Source organism: Nocardia sp. NPDC058497 (assembly GCF_042720195.1).
Lineage (GTDB): Bacteria > Actinomycetota > Actinomycetes > Mycobacteriales > Mycobacteriaceae > Nocardia.
Genome location: NZ_JBHXMY010000569.1, coordinates 1 through 3,717, shown reverse-complemented (window position 1 = coordinate 3,717; position 3,717 = coordinate 1). Strand labels below are relative to the sequence as shown.

General features: G+C 67.1%; 2 protein-coding genes. Both read right to left on the bottom strand.

All coding sequences use genetic code 11. The features are described 5' to 3' along the window. The coding region (locus tag ACFWPJ_RS27350) for a beta-ketoacyl synthase N-terminal-like domain-containing protein (protein WP_378855542.1) at positions 1–798 on the bottom strand (798 nt) is incomplete at its 3' end. Beyond that, a partial coding sequence (locus ACFWPJ_RS27345) for a type I polyketide synthase (RefSeq protein ID WP_378855540.1) occupies positions 795–3,717 on the bottom strand: 2,923 nt, incomplete at its 5' end. The genes ACFWPJ_RS27345 and ACFWPJ_RS27350, both read right to left, overlap by 4 nt.

Genomic DNA, 3,717 nt, shown 5'->3' with positions numbered 1-3,717 from the left:
GGCCTTGCACCGTGCGTCCGGGGACAGCCCACGCTGCCGACTCCATGCGATCAGCTGGGTGGGGTCGGACATGACGGTGACCCCGCCGACCAGCGCGAGCGAGGTCTCGCCCTGACGCAACGCCTGACAGGCGAGGTGCAGGGCGACCAACGACGAGGAGCACGCGGTGTCCACCGAGATCGCCGGACCTTTGAGACCGAAGGTGAAAGCGACGTGCCCGGAGACGATACTGGCCGAAACACCCAGGTAGGCATGACCTTCCGCCTCCGCGGTCAGGCCCGGCGAACCCACGCGGGGGCCGTAGTCGGTGTGGATCACGCCGGCGTATACACCGGTGTCGCTGCCGCGCAGCGTCACCGGATCGATACCGGCGTCCTCCAATGCCTCCCATGCCGCTTCCAGGAACAGGCGCTGCTGTGGATCCATCGACGCGGCCGCACGTGGACCGATTCCGAAGAATCCCGCGTCGAAATCACCCGCGTCATAGAGGAATCCACCTTCGCGGACGTAGACAGTCCCCGGCGTTTCGGGGTCGCTGTCGAACAGACGCTCGAGGTCCCAGCCGCGGTCCGACGGAAAAGGACCGACGGCGTCGGTACCGGAAGCGACCAAATCCCACAGCTGTGCCGGAGTTTCGACACCGCCTGGATATCGACAGCTCATGCCGACGATCGCGATCGGTTCGGTGGCACGCTCTTCCATGTGCGCAATGCGCTTGTTGGCGGCGCGGAGGTCGCCGGTGAGCTTGCGCAGATACCGGCTGAGACGTTCCTCGTTGCTGTTGCCGGGATTGCTCATGCTGGGCCAAACTCCTCGTCGATCAGATCCAAAAGTTCGCTGTCGGAATAGAATTCGAGATCGTTGTCGGCACTGTCCGACCACTTGCCCAGGTAGGTGCGCAGGCGCTCGTCGACACCCCGCAATCCGGCGACGGTCTCGTCGTTGTCGCTGCCGTTGGCGATGATCCGCTCGAGCAGAACCTCGAGCAGCGCGATGTCGTCGGGCGCCGCGGACGTCGGTTGCGCCGGCGCCGGCATTACGGTCTGTGCCAGCAGGTAGTCGGCGACGTCTCCCGCGGTGGGGTAGTCGAATACCAGGGTCGAGGGCAGCGACAGCCCCGTCACCGTCGAAAGCCGGTTTCGGAACTCGACTCCGCCCAGAGAGTCGAAGCCGAGTTCGTTGAAGCCGCGTTCCGGGCCGATGTCGTCGGCCGACCCGTAACCCAGCACCGCCGCCACGTGTTGCCGCACCAGGTCAAGGACGACTCCACGTCGCTTCGCCTCCGCCACACCGTGCAGACGCTCGCCGAGCGAAGGTTCAGCGCTCGATGTCGTGGCCGACCGGCCGCGCGTGCGAACGAAACCGCGCAGCACTGCCGGTACCGGACCGGTCTGCGCTTCCAGGCGCAGTGTGTCGGTATCCAGCCGCAACAACGCGGTCACCGGTTCGGCCGTGGTCAGCGATTCATCGAACAACCGCAGGCCGTCGGTGCGGTCGAGCGGGGCCAGCCCCAATCGCTCCAGCCGCTTCATGGCGGTGCGATCCAGAGCACCGGTCATACCGATGTCGGGCTGCCACGGACCCCAGGCGAGTGCGTGCGCCGGAAGTCTTTCGGCGCGGCGGTGCCTCGCCAGGGCGTCCAGGAAGCTGTTCGCGGCAGCGTAATTCGCTTGCCCCGCGGAACCGATCATTCCGGCGATCGAGGAGAACATCACGAACGCGGACAGATTCATGTCGCGAGTGAGCTCGTGCAGATTCCACGCGCCATCGGCTTTGGGAGCGAACACCCGATCGACCTGATCGCTGGTGAGCGTGCGGAACGTCGCGTCGTCGAGCACGCCCGCGGTGTGGACGACTCCGGTGAGTGGGTGCTCCGCGGGAATGCCCGACAGCAGATCCCGAAGCGCGCCGCGGTCGGTGACATCGCAGGCGGCGACCCGCACCGCGGCGCCGAGCCGGGACAGCTCCGTCGCGAGTTCCGCCGCGCCGTCCGCCCGCTCGCCATGGCGAGACATCAGCAGTAGTTGCCGCACACCGTGCGCGGTGACCAAGTGCTGGGCCACCAGCGCGCCCAATCCCCCGGTCCCGCCGGTGATCAGAACTGTCCCGGACCCGAACGATATGTTCTCGGCCGCCGAGGTTGTCACCGCCTCCAGCCGCGGTGCCAGGATGCGATCGCCGCGCACTGCCACCCGCGGCTCTCCGGTCGCGATCGCGGCTCGGATCGTGTTCGCCGAAATAGGCTGCGCGCCAAAGGATTCGTCGGCGTCCACCAGCACGATCCGCTCCGGATATTCGGTCTGCCCGCTACCAAGCAGCCCCCATATCGCGGCCGATGCGGTATTCGGCGCCTCATCGGGCAGGGCCGCCGCACGTCTGGTCACCACAACCAGCCGAGACCGCGCGTATCGCTCGTCGGCCAGCCAGCCTCGCACCAGGGACAGGGCGGCATGCACCCGGTCACGCGCGGATCTTTGCGAATCATTGTGCAGTGCAGCGGCTTCGGGCCAGACGACAACATCCGGGACGGTCGCGGCCGCAGCGAGCGCCGCCAGATCCGGATACCGCTCATCGATTCCGGGCACGTGCGCGCCGCCGAGTACGGCCGCGCTCCCGATCGGGGTGAGTTCGTCAGGCATCCCGGCCTGCACCCAGCCCAACCCATACCGCGCCGCACGTCTACCCGCCGGATCGGCGCGGAACTGCCGCACGTCGTAGGAGCGCATGGCCACTTCGTCGATCGAGAGCACCGGTGTTCCGTCCCGGTCGACCGCCACGACACTGATCGCGTCACTGCCGCGCTGGATGGCCAGCACCCGCAACGTCGTGACCTTGGACGTGGCGTGGAATTGCGTCGCGCCCCACTGGAACGGGAGCTCGACCTCAGCGGGGTTGCGCTTGGCGTCGGGCCACACCAAACAGACAAGTCCGGCATGCGTCACCATGTCGAAGAGCGCCGGATGCAGCTGGAACCCGGTGGCCGGAATCTCCTGGTTCAGGGTGACCTCGGAGAACACCGTGTCACCACGGCGCCATGCGGCGTCGACGCCGATGAACGAAGCGCCGTATTCCAGTCCGGCGACACGTGCCACCTGGTCCGGAATCCAGTGGGTGTCGACAGGTTCGGCGTCGACCGGCGGCCACGGCTCGTTTCGCAGCATGTCGACGAGTCCGATATCGATCAGCTGTTGACCGCTCAATACGCCACTGGCGTTGCGCGTCCACTCGCTGTCGGCGGCGCCGGCAGGGCGAGAGTGGAACGTGAACGATCGACGTCCCGTGGGGGCCGGTTCCCGCACCAGTACCTGCAGTTCGACATCGCCGTCCGCCGGAGGAAGGATCGGCGCCGCGAGGGTGAGCTCTTCGACGGCGTCGCATCCGATCCGCCGACCCGCGACCAGCAGCATCTCCATGAGCGCGGCACTCGGGACGAGCACCACACCGTAGATGGTGTGGTCGGCGATCCATGCCTGGGTGCGCGGCGAAATCCGTCCCGTGAACAGCCACTCGTCGCGGTCGGCCACTCGCACCACATCGGTGAGCAGCGGGTGTTCCGACGCATTCCTGGGCTCCGCGAGGCTGGGTTCGAGCCAGTACCGCCGATGTTCGAAGGCATAGGTGGGCAGGGTGATTCGTGGCGTTTGTCGGTCGGTGAACAACTGTGCCCAGTCGACAGCCACCCCGGCGGTGTGCGCCTGGCCGAGCATTGTCAGCAAC